The following is a 17,932-nucleotide window of genomic DNA, read 5'->3' as shown; positions in this document are numbered from 1 at the left end:
GGTACGGCCGCGGTGTCCGATGGACGCCGCGGCCGTACTGTTGAGCGAGGGCCGACCGGGCGTACCGGACAAGACAGAGGTGGAAGGCAAGGCCATGGTGGAGATCAAGACCCCGGAGCAGATCGCGAAGATGCGCGAGGCGGGGTTGGTCGTGGCCGCGATCCATGCGGCGACGCGCGAGGCCGCCGTCCCCGGTGCGACCACCCGGGATCTGGACGAGGTGGCGCGCAAGGTCATCGCCGACCACGGCGCCAAGTCGAACTTCCTGGGGTACGGCGGTTTCCCCGCGACCATCTGCACGTCGGCCAACGAGGTCGTCGTCCATGGCATCCCCGACGACAAGACCGTCCTCAAGGACGGCGACATCATCTCCATCGACGCCGGAGCGATTGTGGACGGCTGGCACGGGGACGCCGCTTTCACGGCGTTCGTCGGCTCCGGTCACGCTCCGGAGTTGATCGAGCTCTCCCGGGTGACCGAGGAGTCGATGTGGGCCGGGATCGCGGCGATGAAGTCCGGTAGCCGTCTGGTGGACGTCTCCCGCGCCATCGAGACGTACATCCGTCGTCAGCCCAAGCCCGGCGGCGGTCGGTACGGGATCATCGAGGACTACGGCGGCCACGGCATCGGCACCCAGATGCACATGGACCCGCACCTGTTGAACTACGTCTCGCGCAAGCGGGGCAAGGGGCCGCGGCTGGTGCCCGGCTTCTGTCTGGCGATCGAGCCGATGGTGTCCCTGGGGACGCCGAAGACCGAGGTGCTCGCCGACGACTGGACCGTGATCACCACCGACGGCACCTGGTCCTCGCACTGGGAGCACTCGGTGGCGGTCACCGAGGAGGGCCCGCTGGTGCTCACCTCGCCCGACTGCGGCCGGGCCAAGCTCGCCGAACTCGGCATCACGGCCGCCCCCGACCCGCTGGGCTGAACCGCACTCGGTGACCATGGAGGAGCCTTGCCTCGTACGGGTGAACCGTACGGGGCATTCCGATGGGGTGGCCCGGCCGGCTGCCGGTTCTTCCAGAGGGCGGTGTCGCCTAGGGAATGGCGGGCCGCGGTCGGTTCTGCGGTGACCCTCGGTGGCCGCATGGCCAATTCGGGTATCGAATCGGCTGAGTAACGATCTCTACGAGTGGGCAAGCTTCCAGGATTCGTCTTTTCGAATGCCCTGACGTAGACTGATGCGTCGGCTCTCGTGTACCCGTGTGTCCGCACACGGTGGACGGGAGCTGATCAAGGTAGCCGATTCGAAGGGCGAAGCGTGGCCAAGAAGCAAGGTGCCATCGAAATCGAGGGCACCGTGATCGAGTCCCTCCCGAACGCGATGTTCAAGGTGGAGCTTCAGAACGGTCACAAGGTCCTCGCGCACATCTCCGGCAAGATGCGGATGCACTACATCCGAATCCTTCCGGACGACAGGGTCGTGGTGGAGCTGTCTCCGTACGACCTGACGCGTGGCCGGATCGTCTACCGGTACAAGTAGATCTTGCCTGGTCCCCTTCGCGGGGGCGATGGCACTGACCCGGAGAACCTGACATCCCATGAAGGTCAAGCCGAGCGTCAAGAAGATCTGCGACAAGTGCAAGGTGATCCGCCGTCACGGTCGGGTCATGGTCATCTGCGACAACCTGCGCCACAAGCAGCGCCAGGGCTGACGCACGCCGACTTCTGCACCTCGCAGTTCTTCGCGCGACGCAAGCGAATTCGTACATACGCAGAGCCCGCCCAGCCCATATGGGTCGGCGACACCTCCGGCGGGGGCCGGAGACCCGGTCGTACCACTCCAGCACGGAGTCGGCGGCCAGGGAGTGGTTCTGCGGAAGACCCCCGATCACACAGGAGCCATTGAATGGCACGCGTTTCCGGTGTTGACATCCCGCGCGAAAAGCGTGTGGAGATCGCACTCACCTACGTCTTCGGTATCGGGCGCACCCGGTCCAAGGAGATCCTCGCCTCGACCGGCGTGAACCCGAACACCCGCGTTCGTGACCTGGCCGAAGAGGACCTGGTCAAGATCCGCGAGTACGTGGACGCCAACCTCCGCACCGAGGGTGACCTCCGCCGCGAGATCCAGGCCGACATCCGCCGCAAGGTCGAGATCGGCTGCTACCAGGGTCTGCGCCACCGTCGTGGACTGCCGGTCCACGGTCAGCGCACCAGCACCAACGCTCGTACCCGCAAGGGCCCGCGTCGCGCCATCGCCGGCAAGAAGAAGCCGGGCAAGAAGTAGTCCTCAGCGGACGCTGCGGAATCCCGGGGACTGCCCGGGGCGCCGCACAGCCAAGCGGTCTTCGCTGTAGGACCGACCACCTCCCGTAGGAGATATAGATGCCCCCCAAGGGTCGTCAGGGCGCTGCCAAGAAGGTGCGCCGCAAGGAAAAGAAGAACGTCGCTCACGGCCACGCGCACATCAAGAGCACGTTCAACAACACCATCGTCTCGATCACGGACCCGTCCGGCAACGTGATCTCCTGGGCCTCCGCCGGCCACGTCGGCTTCAAGGGCTCGCGCAAGTCCACCCCCTTCGCCGCGCAGATGGCCGCCGAGTCGGCCGCCCGCCGCGCGCAGGAGCACGGCATGCGCAAGGTCGACGTCTTCGTCAAGGGTCCCGGCTCCGGCCGTGAGACCGCGATCCGCTCCCTCCAGGCCACCGGCCTTGAGGTCGGCTCGATCCAGGACGTCACCCCCACCCCGCACAACGGCTGCCGTCCGCCCAAGCGTCGTCGCGTCTGACGCTCGCTTGAGCCGAGTGGCTGTGGTTACGGGCGGTACGGCTCCTTCGGGTCGTACCGCCCGTACCCTTGTAAGACATCCGTCGGGCGTCAAATAGCGGGCGCCCACGACTGAAGGATTTCCCCATGCTGATCGCTCAGCGTCCGTCGCTGACCGAAGAGGTCGTCGACGAGTACCGCTCCCGGTTCGTGATCGAGCCGCTGGAGCCGGGCTTCGGTTACACCCTCGGCAACTCCCTCCGCCGTACGCTCCTCTCCTCGATCCCGGGTGCGGCGGTCACGTCCATCCGCATCGACGGTGTCCTGCACGAGTTCACTACCGTGCCGGGCGTCAAGGAGGACGTCACCGACCTGATCCTCAACATCAAGCAGCTGGTCGTCTCCTCGGAGCACGACGAGCCGGTCGTGATGTACCTGCGCAAGCAGGGCCCGGGTCTGGTCACCGCCGCCGACATCGCGCCCCCGGCCGGTGTCGAGGTGCACAACCCCGACCTCGTCCTCGCCACCCTGAACGGCAAGGGCAAGCTGGAGATGGAGCTGACCGTCGAGCGCGGTCGCGGCTATGTCTCCGCCGTGCAGAACAAGCAGGTCGGCCAGGAGATCGGTCGCATCCCGGTCGACTCCATCTACTCGCCCGTCCTCAAGGTCACCTACAAGGTCGAGGCGACCCGAGTCGAGCAGCGCACCGACTTCGACAAGCTGATCGTCGACGTCGAGACCAAGCAGGCGATGCGTCCGCGCGACGCCATGGCCTCCGCCGGCAAGACCCTGGTCGAGCTGTTCGGTCTCGCCCGCGAGCTGAACATCGACGCCGAGGGCATCGACATGGGCCCGTCCCCGACGGACGCCGCGCTCGCCGCGGACCTGGCCCTGCCGATCGAGGAGCTGGAGCTCACCGTCCGCTCCTACAACTGCCTCAAGCGCGAGGGCATCCACTCGGTCGGCGAGCTCGTCGCCCGCTCCGAGGCGGACCTGCTCGACATCCGCAACTTCGGTGCCAAGTCGATCGACGAGGTCAAGGCGAAGCTGGCCGGCATGGGCCTGGCGCTCAAGGACAGCCCGCCCGGATTCGACCCGACCGCCGCCGCCGACGCCTTCGGCGCCGACGACGACGCGGACGCCGGTTTCGTCGAGACCGAGCAGTACTAGGCACCACCGTCACCCTGCGGGACGCCCTGGCCGCGTCCCGTACGGGTGCCGTATGACTTCCCCGTGGCAGCCGCTTCGGGGGAACTGACACCGGTACCTGGTACGGCCGGTGCAGCACACAAGGAGAAACACCATGCCGAAGCCCGCCAAGGGTGCCCGTCTGGGCGGCAGCGCCGCGCACGAGCGTCTGCTCCTCGCGAACCTCGCGAAGTCGCTGTTCGAGCACGGCCGCATCACCACGACCGAGGCGAAGGCCCGCCGCCTGCGTCCGGTCGCCGAGCGCCTGATCACCAAGGCGAAGAAGGGCGACATCCACAACCGTCGCCTCGTTCTTCAGACGATCACGGACAAGGGCATCGTGCACACGCTCTTCACCGAGATCGCGCCGCGGTACGCGGAGCGCCCGGGTGGCTACACCCGCATCACCAAGGTGGGCAACCGCCGCGGTGACAACGCCCGCATGGCCGTGATCGAGCTCGTCGAGGGCGAGATCGCGAAGAAGGCGACCGTCGCCGAGGCCGAGGCCGCCGCCAAGCGCGCGGTCAAGGAAGACGCCCTCAAGAAGGACGCTGCCGAAGAGGCCGCTCCGGTTGAGGACGCCAAGCCGGTCGAGGCCGCTGAGGAGTCCAAGGACGCCTGATCGCGTCCCTGGTGACGGGTCCGTTCCCCTCGGGGAGCGGACCCGTTCCGCTTGTCCGGCGCCCTCGGTGGGATCGAGGGCCCTGAGAGGATCTGAACACGTGAGTGATGAGGTGGCGTCCGGCTGGGTCCGGCTGCGGCTGGATCTGTCGTACGACGGCAAGGACTTCTCCGGGTGGGCCAAACAGGCCGGCGGCCGTCGCACCGTGCAGGGGGAGATCGAGGACGCGCTGCGTACGGTGACGCGGTCCTCGCGGACGTACGAGCTGACCGTCGCGGGGCGGACCGACGCGGGGGTGCACGCCCGCGGGCAGGTCGCCCACGTCGACGTGCCGCAGGAGGTGTGGGACGAGCACCGCGAGAAGCTGCTGAATCGGCTCGCGGGGCGGTTGGCGCGCGATGTGCGGATCTGGCGGGTCGCCCAGGCGCCGGCGGGGTTCAACGCACGGTTCTCGGCGATCTGGCGGCGCTACGCGTACCGGGTCACCGACAACCCCGGCGGTGTCGACCCGTTGCTGCGCGGCCATGTGCTGTGGCACGACTGGCCGTTGGACGTCGACGCCATGAACGAGGCCGCCGGGCGCCTGGTGGGCGAACACGACTTCGCCGCCTACTGCAAGAAGCGCGAGGGTGCGACCACCATCCGCACCCTCCAGCAGCTCTCCTGGCAGCGGGACGACGCCGGGATCATCACCGCGACCGTGCGGGCCGACGCCTTCTGCCACAACATGGTGCGCTCACTGGTGGGCGCGCTGTTGTTCGTCGGGGACGGACACCGCCCGGTCCAGTGGCCCGCGGCGGTGCTCGCCGCAGGGGTGCGGGACTCGGCCGTCCATGTCGTACGCCCCCACGGCCTGACCCTCGAAGAGGTCGGCTACCCCGCTGACGAGTTGTTGGCGGCCCGCAACGTGGAGGCCCGCAACCGGCGTTCGCTGCCGCTGTCAGCCGGCGGGCGCGACGGCTGCTGCTGACGCCTGGGCGTTGCCCCGGGCCACGATCTGTCGGAAGACGAACTCGGCGAGATCGTCACCGGCTTGGAACGCCTTGGTGTCGCCCGTCACCACGTCCTTGCCGGTGGTGTAGCCGGTGGTGGTGAAGTATGCGTACCGGCCGTAGGAGTTGGCGGTGAAGCGGCACGTCGGTCCGGCCTTGCAGAAGGTGTTGACGCCGGCACCCGCCAGCGGGGCCAGGTTCTGGCCGCGCACCCGCTGTTGGATGGCCTTCTTCGCCTCGGCCTCCCGACCGAAGACGGCCACGCCCACGGTGACCGCGACGCCGTCCTTGCTGTACGTGGCGCGGAAGACCTGGTCGCAGCCGTTGCGCGTCAGTACGGGCCCGAGGCCGCCCTGGACCGCCGCGGTGCAGGCAGCGGTGCGGGCCGTCGGCCCCTTGGCATAGGAGCGCCCGGCCATCGTCAGCTTCGTGCCGGGAAAGAGAGTGTCGACGGAAAGCGGGGCGGTGTCCTTCGTCTCGCTGGAGATGAAGTCCTTGGGGTTGGGCGGGGGAGCGGGGGCGACCGAGGAGAAGGACGGCTCGGGGCCGCCGCTGCCGCTCGGCAGGTCCTCGGGGCCGGGCAGCTCGCTGGACGTGTTCTGCGAACGGTCGTCGCCGTCGTCATTGGAGCTGACGATCGCCGTCGCCACGATGCCCGCGATGGCGGCGGTGGCGAGCGCCCCGCCCCCCATCATCAGCCAGCGTTTGCGCCGGGCACGTGCCGCGGAAGCCTCGGCGAGGGCCGCCCAGTCCGGTGTGTCGGGATCCCCCGGCCGCCGCGTACCGAACGGATCCGGCGCCCCCTGACGGGAGTTGTACGGGTCGTGATGCTGTCCGCCGGACCCCCACTGAGGTCCCCCCTGGCCAAAGCTCATGCCGCGAATCCTAAACCGGTTGGGGTTGCACAGGAGGGGCCGTCACTATGGGGACATGGGACACCTCGAAGCTGCGCACCTGGAGTACTACCTACCCGACGGGCGGGTGCTGCTCGCAGATGCCTCGTTCCGGGTGGGCGACGGCGCGGTGGTCGCGCTGGTCGGAGCGAACGGCGCCGGCAAGACGACCCTGCTGCGGCTGATCTCCGGTGAGTTGCAGCCGCACGGCGGCACGGTGTCAGTCAGCGGCGGCCTCGGGGTGATGCGCCAGTTCATCGGTGCGGTGCGCGACGAGCGGACCGTACGGGACCTCCTGGTGTCCCTCGCCCAGCCCCGGGTGCGGGAAGCCGCAGCCGCGGTGGACGCGGCGGAGCACCGGATCATGGCGGTCGACGACGAAGCCGCGCAGATGGCGTATGCGCAGGCGCTCAGTGACTGGGCGGAGGCACGCGGCTACGAGGCCGAGACCGTCTGGGACATGTGCACCGTGGCCGCGCTGGGCGTTCCGTACGACAAGGCCCAGTGGCGGCTGCTGCGGACGCTCAGCGGCGGTGAGCAGAAGCGGCTGGCGCTGGAAGCGCTGCTGCGCGGACCCGACGAGGTCCTGTTGCTCGACGAGCCGGACAACTATCTGGACGTGCCCGGCAAGCGCTGGCTGGAGGAGCGGCTGAAGGAGACCCGCAAGACGGTCCTCTTCGTCTCCCACGACCGGGAACTGCTCGCCCGGACCGCAGAGAAGATCGTCAGTGTGGAGCCCAGCCCCGCCGGGTCGGACGTATGGGTGCACGGCGGTGGATTCGCCACGTACCACGACGCGCGCAAGGAGCGGTTCGCCCGCTTCGAGGAGCTCAAGCGGCGTTGGGACGAGGAGCACGCCCGGCTGAAGGCGCTGGTGCTGCGGCTGCGGCAGCAGGCGGCGAACAGCCCGGACATGGCATCGCGGTACCGGGCGATGCAGACCCGGTTCAAGAAGTTCGAGGACGCGGGCCCGCCGCCGGAGCCGCCGCGCGAGCAGGAGATCCGGATGCGGCTGCGCGGCGGCCGGACCGGGGTGCGGGCGCTGACCTGCACGGGTCTGGAGCTGACGGGCCTGATGAAGCCGTTCGACCTGGAGGTCTACTACGGCGAGCGGGTCGCGGTGCTCGGCTCCAACGGCTCCGGGAAGTCACACTTCTTGCGGCTGCTCGCCGGCGATGAGTCGGTGGCGCACACGGGCGCGTGGAAGCTGGGCGCCCGGGTGGTGCCCGGGCACTTCGCACAGACCCATGCCCATCCCGAACTGCTGGGCCGGACGCTGGTGGACATCCTGTGGACCGAGCACGCCAAGGACCGGGGCGGTGCGATGTCGGTCCTGCGGCGCTATGAACTGGAGCGCCAGGGGGACCAGCCGTTCGAGAAGCTCTCGGGCGGGCAGCAGGCACGTTTCCAGATCCTGCTGCTTGAGCTCGCGGGGACGACGGCGCTCCTGCTGGACGAGCCGACGGACAACCTCGACCTGGAGTCGGCCGAGGCATTGCAGGACGGGCTTGAGGTGTACGACGGGACGGTGCTGGCGGTGACGCACGACCGTTGGTTCGCGAAGTCCTTCGACCGCTATCTGGTGTTCGGCTCGGACGGGGTGGTGCGGGAGACCGCCGGCCCGGTGTGGGACGAGCGGCGGGTGGAGCGCGCCCGGTAGCGCCCGGGTCCGGCTCCCGTGCCCCGGGTCGGTGTCCGTCGCCGTCAGCGGGACTGGAAGGCGTCCAGGGCCACGCTCAGGGCGAGGGCGAGTCTGCGGTCGAGGGACGGGTCGTGGATCCGGACGCGGTAGCGGTCCCGCACGCCCCAGAGTCGCTCGACGGTCAGGACGGGCCGGTCCTGCCGCACGAAGTCGAAGTGGAAGACGAACGGCAGGGGCACCGTGAACGGCAGGACGACGTCGGCGACCTTCCACGCCCGCCGGGCGATGGCGATGCCCCCGCTGCGCTCGGTGCCCACGGCCGGGGGTTGGCCCTCGGGGGCGAGTTGCCAGGTGGAGCGGAGCATGGAGGACTTGACGTCTTTGCGGAAACAGCCGATGGGCTCGCCCGCCCTGCCGGTGACGTCGCAGGTGGGACCGAGGTCCACGACATTGCGGGCGCGATAGGTGCAGATCTCCTCGGTACGGTCCTCGCCGGTCCAGAGGGTGACCCGTTCCTTGAGGGCGAGTCGCTTCTGTTCGGCGAAGGCGAGGATCGGGGCCTTGCCCGTACCGCTGCCCGTGCCGTCGTCTTTGGCGTCGTCCGTGGCGCCTTCGTGCGCGGTGACCAGATAGCGGTTCACCACGGGAGTGATCTTCTGGGTGACGAGGAACTCACTCATCTGCTGCATGGTCGGACCCTAGGAAGAGTGAGAGGGGAGTCACAGGCGCCGGAAGTGGACGCCGGGGGCGACTTTCGTCGTTCGCGTCCCGGTGTCGGGCATCCCCAGGGCCGCGCCCCCTCGGCGGCCCGGGGCGATGAGCGCCCAACGGTCGGCTGCCCCATCTGACCTGCGGTTCCTTCTCATTGCCGCTGTTCGTCTGCGTCCAGCCCTTCGTTCGGCTCTTCGTCCGGTCTTCGTTCACAGGGGTACGCTGGAGATCACGCGGAGAGGAATCCTCTCCGCGGCGGGTCCCGATGCGCCGATTTCTCCCCGTGTGGGAGTGCTGGCGGAGCGTGGTGGCCGGCCGGTCTCCGGTGGTCTCCGGCGAGGTGGAGGGGCCGCGTTTTGACCCTTCCGGCGGGCCCCGGGTAAGCTTCTGCTTCGTTATGCGTATTGGCTTGCTCTATCTCACGTGAGGGGCCCTTACGCCGGTCCACCGGTCAATGACCAGCGGTAGGCATCCGGGTTGCGTCCCCGAGGTGTCACCAGAGCTGTTGTGATCGACCGGGCGGCCTTGTCAGGACCCACTCTCCGGGCTTTCGAGCCCAGGGAGACCCACTCACTGAAGAAGCGAAGGCTACGACCGTGCGTACGTACAGCCCCAAGCCCGGCGATGTCACGCGCCAGTGGCACATCATCGACGCGCAGGACATCGTCCTGGGCCGTCTGGCGACAACGGCAGCGAACCTCCTCCGGGGCAAGCACAAGCCGATCTACGCCCCCCACATGGACATGGGCGACTTCGTCATCATCATCAACGCCGACAAGGTTCACCTGTCCGGCAACAAGAAGACCCAGAAGATGGCCTACCGCCACTCTGGCTACCCGGGCGGTCTGCGTTCCGTCCGCTACGACGAGCTGATGGCGAAGAGCCCCGAGAAGGCCGTCGAGAAGGCCATCAAGGGCATGATCCCCAAGAACACCCTGGGTCGCCAGATGCTCTCGAAGCTGAAGGTCTACGCGGGCGAGAACCACCCGCACGCTGCGCAGCAGCCTGTTCCGTTTGAGATCACCCAGGTCGCGCAGTAGTTCCGGCCACCCCCTAAGACGAAAAGAATCTGAGGAGCATCGTGGCCGAGACCACCGCTGAAATCCCCGTCGAGGGCGAAGAGACCTACGCAGAGGTCACCACCTTCGAGTCGGAGGTGCCCGTCGAGGGCGAGTTCACCTCCGAGTCCCTCGCATCCCGCTTCGGCGACCCCCAGCCGGCCGCCGGCCTGGGCCGTCGCAAGAACGCCATCGCCCGCGTCCGGATCGTTCCGGGCACCGGCAAGTGGAAGATCAACGGTCGCACCCTTGAGGACTACTTCCCCAACAAGGTGCACCAGCAGGAAGTCAACGAGCCCTTCAAGGTGCTTGAGCTCGACGACCGTTACGACGTCATCGCCCGCATCTCGGGTGGCGGCGTTTCCGGCCAGGCCGGCGCCCTGCGCCTCGGTGTGGCCCGCGCGCTGAACGAGGCGGACGTGGACAACAACCGCGGCCCGCTGAAGAAGGCAGGCTTCCTGAGCCGCGACGACCGTGCGGTCGAGCGCAAGAAGGCCGGTCTGAAGAAGGCCCGCAAGGCTCCGCAGTACAGCAAGCGCTAATCGCCTGCTCGGTCTGTTCTTTTACGTACGCCCCGGCGGCACCCAGTGCCGCGGGGGCGTACGTTTTTCCATGACCACTGGGATCACTGGTTGTAGAACGGGCTTGAAGCGTTCATAAGCTTGCATTCTCGGAGCATCACGAAGCTTCACGGAGTATTTCGGAGGACAGCTGTGGGACGACTCTTCGGCACGGACGGTGTGCGCGGTGTCGCCAATGCGGACCTGACGGCGGAGCTCGCGCTCGGTCTCTCGGTCGCCGCGGCGCATGTGCTCGCCGAGGCGGGAACCTTTGAGGGGCATCGGCCGACCGCCGTGGTCGGACGTGATCCGCGCGCGTCGGGAGAGTTCCTGGAGGCCGCAGTGGTGGCGGGGCTCGCAAGCGCGGGAGTGGACGTGCTGAAGGTGGGCGTGCTGCCGACGCCCGCAGTCGCCCATCTCACCGGTGCACTCGGTGCCGATCTGGGAGTGATGCTCTCCGCCAGCCACAACGCCATGCCGGACAACGGCATCAAGTTCTTCGCCCGCGGCGGGCACAAGCTCGCCGACGAACTGGAGAACCGCATCGAGACGGTGTACGAGCAGCACCGCACCGGTGCCCCCTGGGAGCGGCCGACGGGTGCGGGCGTGGGGCGGGTGCGCGACTACGACGAGGGCTTTGACACCTATGTCGCCCATCTGATGGCCGTACTGCCCAATCGGATCGACGGGCTGAAGGTCGTCCTCGACGAGGCGCACGGCGCTGCGGCGAAGGTGTCGCCCGAGGCGTTCGCCCGGGCCGGTGCCGAGGTCATCACCATCGGCGCGGCGCCCGACGGGCTCAACATCAACGACGGTTGCGGATCGACCCATCTGGAACAGCTGAAGGCCGCCGTCGTCGAACACGGCGCCGACTTCGGCATCGCGCACGACGGTGACGCGGACCGCTGCCTGGCCGTGGACGGCTCAGGCGAAGAGGTCGACGGGGACCAGATCCTCGCCGTACTGGCGCTCGCCATGCGGGAGGCGGGCACGCTCCGCGGGAACACCGTCGTCGCGACCGTGATGTCCAACCTCGGCTTCAAACTGGCGATGGAGCGCGAGGGCCTGGAGATCGTCCAGACGGGCGTCGGCGACCGGTACGTCCTGGAGTCGATGAAGGAGCACGGCTACGCGCTCGGCGGCGAGCAGTCCGGGCACGTCATCGTCCTCGACCACGCGACGACCGGGGACGGCACGCTGACCGGTCTGATGCTCGCCGCCCGGGTCGCGGCGACACGCCGTTCCCTCGCGGACCTCGCGGCGGTGATGGACCGGCTGCCGCAGGTCCTGATCAACGTTCCCGACGTGGACAAGGCCCGTGTGCACACCTCCGCGGAACTGGCGAACGCGGTCGCGGACGCCGAACGCGAACTGGGCTCCACCGGGCGGGTGCTGCTGCGCCCTTCGGGCACGGAACCGCTGGTACGGGTCATGGTCGAGGCCGCGGACATCGAGCAGGCCCGCTCGGTCGCGGGACGGCTGGCCGATGCGGTGAAGTCCACGCTCGGATAGCGGGATAGCGGGATAGGCGTCGTACCGCTGCCGGGTGCCCGGGCTCCGGACGGGCCAACGGCACGCCGCAGCGGTCGCGCTCATCGGGCGCCGCCGTTCTCGGGCGCGGTTCGGTGGGTGAGGGCCGGTGGGTGAGGGCCGGTCAGGACTGCTTGCGGACGGTCCGGGTGCTCGGGGTACGTCCCCGGGCACCCGTCAGGACCGCAGACGCCTGCGCCCGTACCCCTTCGTCCGTACCCCTGCGCCCGTACCTCTGCGGTGCGTGCCGGCTGGCACGGTGACGTCCGGGATCGTCACCCACATCGGCGCCCCGACTTCCTCGGGGCCGGTGTGGGCCGGGCTTCAGAGCTTGCGCAGTGACAGCCGCTGGACCTTGTGGTCGGGGCCCTTGCGCAGGACCAGCGTGGCCCGGCCGCGGGTGGGAGCCACGTTCTCCAGCAGATTGGGCTTGTTGATGGTGCGCCACATCGTGCGGGCGTAGTCCAGGGCCTCCTCCTCGGAGACCTGGGTGTACTTGCGGAAGTACGAGAACGGGTTCTGGAAGGCGGTCTCGCGCAGCTTGCGGAACCGGCTGAGGTACCAGTGCTCGATGTCCTCGGTGCGGGCGTCCACATAGACGGAGAAGTCGAAGTAGTCCGCGAGGCCCACGCGGGTGCGGCCGTCCTTGCCGGGGAGGGCGGGCTGGAGGACGTTGAGGCCCTCGACGATGAGGATGTCGGGGCGGCGCACGGTGAGGCGTTCGTCGGGGACGATGTCGTAGATCAGGTGGGAGTAGACGGGTGCGGTGACCTCGTCCTTGCCCGCCTTGATGTCGGCGACGAAGCGGGTGAGCGCCCGGCGGTCGTAGGACTCGGGGAAACCTTTCCGCGACATCAGCCCGCGGGCCTGGAGCTCCTTCATGGGCAACAGGAAGCCGTCGGTGGTGACCAGTTCGACCCGCGGGTGCTCCGGCCAGCGGGCGAGGAGCGCCTGGAGGAGTCGGGCCACGGTCGACTTACCCACGGCCACCGACCCGGCGACGCCTATGACGAACGGGGTGCCGGACTGCTCGCCCTGCCCGTGGCCCGCGTCGCCCAGGAAGGTGTTCAGCGCGCCCCGCAGCTCGCCCGTCGCGCGCACGTAGAGGTTGAGCAGCCGCGACAGCGGCAGATAGACGTCGCGGACCTCGTCCAGGTCGATCACATCACCGAGTCCGCGCAACTGTTCGAGCTCCTCGGCGGTGAGGGGCAGCGGGGTCTTGTCGCGCAGGGCGCTCCACTCCGCGCGGCTGAGGTCGACGTACGGGGTCGACGGCTGCTCGGCCCGGCGAGGCGCACTGTGCGGCGACGAAGTGATCACATCGCCATTGTGGGTGCTCCGGGGAGGTTGTGGATGGTGCAGAAGATCACGTCGGAGCGGGCTTGCCGACGGTCCCGGCGCATGGGGTGCATGCTGCACGCATCATCGCTCGGGCCGGGTGGGGGCTACCGCCGTACGGGTGGGTGCGCGCCCGCTGGACGGGTGCCTGCGGGTGGCCTGCTGACCACCCGTCGCGCCACGCCCGGGTGCGCCGGAGGAGTTGGCCTTAGGCTGCCGACATGTGCGGAATCGTGGGTTATGTCGGTGGACAGTCGGCTCTCGACGTCGTCATCGCAGGGCTGAAGCGACTGGAGTACCGCGGCTATGACTCCGCGGGCGTGGCCGTGCTCGCGGACGGGGGCCTCGCCACCGCGAAGAAGGCGGGCAAGCTCGTCAACCTGGAGAAGGAACTCAAAGACAGGCCCCTGCCCGACGGTCCGACCGCGATCGGCCACACCCGGTGGGCCACCCACGGCGCCCCGACCGACGTCAACGCCCATCCCCATGTGGACAACGCCGGACGCGTCGCCGTCGTCCACAACGGAATCATCGAGAACTTCGCCCTCCTCCGCGCCGAACTGGCCACCCGGGGGCACGAACTGGTCTCCGACACGGACACCGAGGTCGTCGGGCACCTGCTCGCCGAGTCCTTCTCCTCCTGCGGGGACCTCGCCGACGCCATGCGTCAGGTGTGCCGACGACTGGAAGGGGCGTTCACCCTGGTGGCGGTGCACACCGACGCACCGGACGTGGTCGTCGGGGCCCGCCGCAACTCGCCGCTGGTGGTCGGGGTCGGAGAGGGCGAGTTCTTCCTGGCGTCCGACGTGACCGCCTTCATCGACCACACCCGCTCCGCGATCGAACTCGGCCAGGACCAGGTCGTGGAACTGCGCCCCGGCGGGGTGACCATCACCGACTTCGCCGGCGCCGAGGCCGAGGTCCGCGCCTACCACGTGGACTGGGACGCCTCGGCGGCCGAGAAGGGCGGCTACGACTACTTCATGCTCAAGGAGATCGCCGAGCAGCCGAAGGCCGTGGCCGACACGCTCCTCGGACGCATCGACACGACCGGATCGCTGCGACTCGACGAGATCCGCATCCCGGCCGCGGTGCTCCGCGAGGTCACCAAGGTCGTCCTGGTGGCCTGCGGGACCGCCTTCCACGCGGGCCTGATCGCGAAGTACGCCATCGAGCACTGGACCCGCATCCCCTGCGAAGTGGAGTTGGCGAGCGAGTTCCGCTACCGCGACCCCATCCTCGACGAACGCACCCTGGTGATCGCGATCTCCCAGTCGGGCGAGACCATGGACACCCTGATGGCGCTGCGCCACGCCCGGGAACAGGGCGCCCGGGTGCTCGCCATCTGCAACACGAACGGCTCGACGATCCCCCGGGAGTCCGACGCGGTCCTCTACACCCATGCGGGGCCCGAGGTCGCCGTCGCGTCCACCAAGGCGTTCCTCACCCAACTGGTCGCGTGCTACCTGGTCGCCCTCTATCTGGGGCAGGCCCGCAACTCCCTGGCAGCCGATGCGGTACGGGCCGTGATCCGGGAGCTCGCCGAGATCTCCGACGCCCTGGAACGGGTGCTCCGGACGATGGGGCCGGTACGGGAACTGGCGCGCTCGCTCGCGGACAAGGACACCGTCCTCTTCCTGGGCCGGCACACGGGCTACCCGGTGGCACTGGAAGGGGCGCTCAAGCTGAAGGAACTGGCGTACATGCACGCCGAGGGGTTCGCCGCGGGGGAGCTCAAACACGGGCCCATCGCCTTGATCGAGGAAGACCTGCCGGTGGTGGTCCTGGTGCCTTCCCTGCGCGGCCAGCCGGTGCTGCACGACAAGATCGTGTCGAACATCCAGGAGATCAGGGCGCGCGGCGCCCGGACGATCGTGATCGCGGAGGAGGGCGACGGGACGGTGGAGCCCTATGCGGACCATCTCATCCGCATCCCGGTCACTCCCGCGCTGCTCCAGCCGATGGTGGCTACCGTTCCCTTGCAGGTCTTCGCCTGCGAGTTGGCGACGGCCCGCGGCAACGAGGTTGACCAGCCGCGGAACCTGGCGAAATCAGTGACAGTGGAGTGAGTGAGTGATTATCGGGGTGGGGATCGACGTCGCCGAGATCGACCGGTTCGCGGCGTCACTGCGGCGTACGCCGGCGATGGCCCAGCGGCTCTTCCTGGCGAGCGAGTTGCTGCTCCCCAGTGGTGAACAGCGCGGATACGCCTCACTGGCGGCCCGGTTCGCCGCCAAGGAGGCCGTCGCGAAGGCGCTGGGCGCACCGAGCGGACTGCACTGGACGGACGCCGAGGTGTACGTGGAGGAGAGCGGACGGCCCCGTCTTCGGGTGTACGGGACGGTCGCCGCGTGCGCGGAGGCGCTCGGGGTGCGGTCGTGGCACATCTCGTTGAGCCATGACGCGGGGGTCGCCTCGGCCATGGTGATCGCCGAGGGGTAGCCGCAGGTGCGGCGCCGGAGGGCCCTGCCGTGCATGGACGCGGCCCCCTCCCGGCCGATGAACGGGAGGGGACCGTGCCAGCTGGCCTACGCGCGTGTCCTACGGCGCAGGGCCACCGCTGCCGCGCCCAGGGCGGTGAGTGCGGCTGCGGCGATGGTGAGGGGGGAACAGGGGCGACCTGGTGGCGGCCAGACTGCCGCCTCCGTCGACGGAAGCGCACCCCCGCGCTTCCGCCCGTGCTGTTCCCGCCCCCGTCAGTGGTCCCCCAGGGTGAGGGCGGCGGCTCCCAGGACGGCCGTGGCGACACGGCCGGCGGTGCGGACAGGCGAACGCATGGGAGGTGCACCTTTCGCAGGAGGAACATCGGGGCAAGTCCTGTTAGGTAAGGCAAACCTAAGTTGAATCAGGAAGCCGCGTCAACCCTGCACTGTTTCCTCGCGCCCCAACGGCAACTCGGCCAACCCCCGGAGCAATTGGGTCGGGCAAGGGTCGTGAGGGGCGGGGGCGCGCACCCTGGGGCAGACTCGGACCCATGCGTACCGCTCACCGCGTGGAGACCGTCAGAACCGCAGAAGCCGCGCTGATGGCACGGCTTCCCCCCGACGCGCTGATGCAACGCGCCGCCGCCGGGCTCGCTGCGGCCTGCGCCGACCTCCTCGGCCGGGTGTACGGAGCACGGGTCGTCCTCCTCGTCGGCAGCGGCGCCAACGGCGGCGACGCGCTCTACGCAGGGGTGCGCCTCGCCCGGCGGGGAGCGGGAGTCAGCGCCGTACTCCTCGCACCCGAGCGCACCTACCCCGGTGCGCTCGGTGCCTTCACGGCCGCAAGCGGACGCATCGCCGACGACCCCTTCGACGTACTGGCCACGGCCGATCTCGTCCTCGACGGCATCACCGGCATCGGCGGCCGGGGCGGGCTACGGCCCGAAACCGTCCCCGTGGCGCGTGCGGCCCGCGGATCCAACGCCGTGATCGTCGCCGTCGACCTGCCCAGCGGGGTCGAAGCCGACAGCGGCGAAGTCACCGGCGAAGCCCTCCGCGCCGACGCCACCGTCACCTTCGGCACCCACAAACCCGCACTCCTCATCGACCCGGCACGCGAGTACGCGGGGACCGTACGGCTCGTCGACATCGGCCTCGACGCCGAACTGCCGTCCGTGCCCGACGTCGAAGCGCTCCAACACGAAGACGTGGCACGGCTCCTGCCCCGCCCGTCCGCGGAGAGCGACAAGTACCGCCGCGGAGTCGTCGGCATCGTCGCCGGGTCCGCCCGCTACCCGGGTGCCGCGGTCCTCGCCGTCGCCGGTGCCCTGCGCGGGGGAGCGGGAGCAGTGCGCTATGTCGGACCGGCCGCCGACGCGGTGATCGGCCGGTTCCCGGAAGCCCTGGTCCACGCGGGACCGCCCGCCAAGGCCGGCCGCGTACAGTCCTGGGTCGTCGGCCCCGGCCTCGGCGACGACATCGGCGCCGTGGCGGAAATCCTCGCCTCCGACGTGCCCGTGCTCATCGACGCCGACGGACTGCGGCTGCTGGACGCCGAAGCCGTACGCCGCCGGGCCGCACCCACCCTGCTCACCCCGCACGCCGGTGAGGCCGCGGCACTGCTCGGCACCACCCGTGGGCACGTCGAGTCGGCACGGCTGGCCTCGGTACGCGAACTGGCAGAACGGTACGGGGCGACCGTGCTCCTCAAGGGCTCGACCACCCTGATCGCCTCCCCCGAGCCGGGGGTGGCCGTACGGGTCAACCCCATGGGGACGCCGTGGCTTGCGACCGCGGGCAGCGGGGACGTGCTCTCCGGCCTGGCGGGCTCGCTCCTGGCAACCGGACTCGACGCCCGGGACGCGGGCACGCTCGCGGCCTACCTCCACGGCCTCGCAGCCCGCAACGCGGCGAGCCGCGGCACGCCGATCACGGCATGGGAGGTGGCGGAGGGGGTGTCCTGGCCGGGGGGCCTGGGGTTGGGTTGAGGGGGTGCCGGCTTGTTCCGGGTGGGGCTCGTTTGTTGGGCTCAGCCTTGGGGGCTGGGGGTTCCGTCCTCAAGCGCCGGACGGGCTGGGAGGGCTGGCGCTGGGCCTTTGCCCGGGGCTGGGGTACGGGGGTGCCGGCTTGTTCCGGGTGGGGCTCGTTTGTTGGGCTCAGCCTTGGGGGGCTGAGGTTTCCGTCCTCAAGCGCCGGACGGGCTGGGGGTGCTCGGGTTTGGGGGTTTTGGGGGTCCGGGTGCGGGTTGGGGGTGGGGTGCG

Annotated in this window: 18 protein-coding genes; 15 read left to right on the top strand and 3 right to left on the bottom strand. The window is 69.4% G+C overall.

The window, feature by feature from the left end; translation table 11 throughout:
* Window positions 1-94: 94 nt before the first annotated feature.
* The 8 genes from map (at window position 95) to truA (ending at window position 5,494) form a co-directional block, all read left to right on the top strand.
* Window positions 95-931 (top strand): type I methionyl aminopeptidase, encoded by an 837-nt coding sequence (gene map / locus ABZ348_RS25155; RefSeq protein ID WP_358936840.1) that lies wholly within the window; start codon window positions 95-97, stop codon window positions 929-931.
* 333 nt (window positions 932-1,264) lie between these two features.
* On the top strand, window positions 1,265-1,486 hold the full coding sequence (infA, locus tag ABZ348_RS25150; protein ID WP_003956442.1) for a translation initiation factor IF-1: 222 nt from the start codon (window positions 1,265-1,267) through the stop codon (window positions 1,484-1,486).
* A 58-nt stretch (window positions 1,487-1,544) separates the two neighbouring features.
* Window positions 1,545-1,658 (top strand): 50S ribosomal protein L36, encoded by a 114-nt coding sequence (gene rpmJ / locus ABZ348_RS25145; RefSeq protein ID WP_003956441.1) that lies wholly within the window; start codon window positions 1,545-1,547, stop codon window positions 1,656-1,658.
* 194 nt (window positions 1,659-1,852) lie between these two features.
* Window positions 1,853-2,233, top strand: coding sequence for a 30S ribosomal protein S13 (gene rpsM / locus ABZ348_RS25140; RefSeq protein WP_146481856.1), 381 nt, complete (start codon window positions 1,853-1,855; stop codon window positions 2,231-2,233).
* Window positions 2,234-2,331: 98 nt separating this feature from the next.
* On the top strand, window positions 2,332-2,736 hold the full coding sequence (rpsK, locus tag ABZ348_RS25135; RefSeq protein ID WP_003956432.1) for a 30S ribosomal protein S11: 405 nt from the start codon (window positions 2,332-2,334) through the stop codon (window positions 2,734-2,736).
* 125 nt (window positions 2,737-2,861) lie between these two features.
* The gene (locus ABZ348_RS25130; protein ID WP_003956430.1) at window positions 2,862-3,884 is read left to right on the top strand and encodes a DNA-directed RNA polymerase subunit alpha; all 1,023 of its coding nucleotides are present in this window, start codon (window positions 2,862-2,864) and stop codon (window positions 3,882-3,884) included.
* A 133-nt stretch (window positions 3,885-4,017) separates the two neighbouring features.
* The gene (gene rplQ / locus ABZ348_RS25125) at window positions 4,018-4,524 is read left to right on the top strand and encodes a 50S ribosomal protein L17 (RefSeq protein WP_358936687.1); all 507 of its coding nucleotides are present in this window, start codon (window positions 4,018-4,020) and stop codon (window positions 4,522-4,524) included.
* A 100-nt stretch (window positions 4,525-4,624) separates the two neighbouring features.
* Window positions 4,625-5,494, top strand: coding sequence for a tRNA pseudouridine(38-40) synthase TruA (gene truA / locus ABZ348_RS25120; protein WP_358936685.1), 870 nt, complete (start codon window positions 4,625-4,627; stop codon window positions 5,492-5,494).
* Here the strand turns inward: truA and ABZ348_RS25115 are convergent.
* The gene (locus tag ABZ348_RS25115; protein ID WP_358936683.1) at window positions 5,465-6,391 is read right to left on the bottom strand and encodes a hypothetical protein; all 927 of its coding nucleotides are present in this window, start codon (window positions 6,389-6,391) and stop codon (window positions 5,465-5,467) included. The two genes, truA and ABZ348_RS25115, sit on opposite strands and share 30 nt — an antisense overlap.
* 55 nt (window positions 6,392-6,446) lie before the next feature.
* Between ABZ348_RS25115 and ABZ348_RS25110 the strand changes: the two genes are divergently transcribed.
* Window positions 6,447-8,069, top strand: coding sequence for an ATP-binding cassette domain-containing protein (locus tag ABZ348_RS25110; protein ID WP_358936681.1), 1,623 nt, complete (start codon window positions 6,447-6,449; stop codon window positions 8,067-8,069).
* A gap of 44 nt (window positions 8,070-8,113) precedes the next feature.
* Here ABZ348_RS25110 and ABZ348_RS25105 read toward each other — a convergent pair whose 3' ends face one another.
* A complete protein-coding gene (locus ABZ348_RS25105) occupies window positions 8,114-8,740 on the bottom strand; it encodes a hypothetical protein (protein ID WP_358936679.1) in 627 nt (208 codons plus the stop codon).
* 618 nt (window positions 8,741-9,358) lie between these two features.
* Here ABZ348_RS25105 and rplM point away from each other — a divergent pair.
* The 3 genes from rplM to glmM all read left to right on the top strand — a co-directional run bounded on the left by rplM (window position 9,359) and on the right by glmM (window position 11,892).
* Window positions 9,359-9,802 carry a 50S ribosomal protein L13 gene (gene rplM / locus ABZ348_RS25100; RefSeq protein ID WP_358876471.1) on the top strand — a complete coding sequence of 148 codons (444 nt, stop codon included), beginning with the start codon at window positions 9,359-9,361 and terminating at the stop codon, window positions 9,800-9,802.
* A gap of 41 nt (window positions 9,803-9,843) precedes the next feature.
* Window positions 9,844-10,362 (top strand): 30S ribosomal protein S9, encoded by a 519-nt coding sequence (rpsI, locus tag ABZ348_RS25095; protein WP_358936677.1) that lies wholly within the window; start codon window positions 9,844-9,846, stop codon window positions 10,360-10,362.
* A gap of 171 nt (window positions 10,363-10,533) precedes the next feature.
* Entirely contained in the window at window positions 10,534-11,892 is a 1,359-nt protein-coding gene (gene glmM / locus ABZ348_RS25090) for a phosphoglucosamine mutase (protein WP_358936675.1), read from the top strand.
* A 342-nt stretch (window positions 11,893-12,234) separates the two neighbouring features.
* Here glmM and coaA read toward each other — a convergent pair whose 3' ends face one another.
* Window positions 12,235-13,230 carry a type I pantothenate kinase gene (gene coaA / locus ABZ348_RS25085; RefSeq protein ID WP_358936673.1) on the bottom strand — a complete coding sequence of 332 codons (996 nt, stop codon included), beginning with the start codon at window positions 13,228-13,230 and terminating at the stop codon, window positions 12,235-12,237.
* A 239-nt stretch (window positions 13,231-13,469) separates the two neighbouring features.
* Here coaA and glmS point away from each other — a divergent pair, with 239 nt between their 5' ends.
* The 3 genes from glmS (at window position 13,470) to ABZ348_RS25070 (ending at window position 17,659) form a co-directional block, all read left to right on the top strand.
* Window positions 13,470-15,317: a glutamine--fructose-6-phosphate transaminase (isomerizing) gene (glmS, locus tag ABZ348_RS25080; RefSeq protein WP_358936672.1), complete on the top strand. Its 1,848-nt coding sequence runs from the start codon at window positions 13,470-13,472 to the stop codon at window positions 15,315-15,317.
* Between the two features lie 4 nt (window positions 15,318-15,321).
* Entirely contained in the window at window positions 15,322-15,690 is a 369-nt protein-coding gene (locus ABZ348_RS25075) for a holo-ACP synthase (protein WP_358936670.1), read from the top strand.
* 532 nt (window positions 15,691-16,222) lie between these two features.
* The gene (locus tag ABZ348_RS25070) at window positions 16,223-17,659 is read left to right on the top strand and encodes an NAD(P)H-hydrate dehydratase (protein ID WP_358936668.1); all 1,437 of its coding nucleotides are present in this window, start codon (window positions 16,223-16,225) and stop codon (window positions 17,657-17,659) included.
* Window positions 17,660-17,932 lie beyond the last annotated feature (273 nt).

It is taken from the genome of Streptomyces sp. NPDC005963, assembly GCF_040638655.1.
In the GTDB taxonomy this organism is placed as follows: Bacteria; Actinomycetota; Actinomycetes; order Streptomycetales; family Streptomycetaceae; genus Streptomyces.
Note: the sequence above shows the minus strand (reverse complement) of the source record. Positions and strands in the feature narration are given on the sequence as shown.